Below are 302 nucleotides of genomic sequence, written 5' to 3'. Positions count from 1 at the left end.
CCTTCACCGTCCATGTCACCTATGCCGACGGCCACGAAGAGAAGATCCTCGCCCATGCGGTCATCGACGCCTCCGGCACCTGGGCCATCCCGAGCCCCGCAGGCGGCGACGGCCTTCCCGCCCTCGGCGAGCGCGCGGCGGCCGACCGGATCTCCTACCGCGTCCCCGACCTGAACGACCCCGCCACCCGAGCCTGGTACGCCGGCAAGCGCACCGCCGTCATCGGCTCCGGTGCCTCCGCGTTCACCGCCCTCGCCTCGCTCGCCGACCTCGCGAAGTCGACCGACGGCGCGGGCACGCAC

1 pseudogene is annotated in these 302 nt (G+C 73.5%); it reads left to right on the top strand.

Going from position 1 to position 302, the window contains the following annotated elements:
- Positions 1-302 (top strand): annotated as a pseudogene (locus tag VR44_RS40420) (flavoprotein); the annotation flags it as partial.

The organism is Streptomyces katrae, from assembly GCF_000966975.1.
GTDB classification, from domain to species: domain Bacteria; phylum Actinomycetota; class Actinomycetes; order Streptomycetales; family Streptomycetaceae; genus Streptomyces; species Streptomyces katrae.
This window is presented reverse-complemented; position numbering and strand designations above follow the sequence as displayed.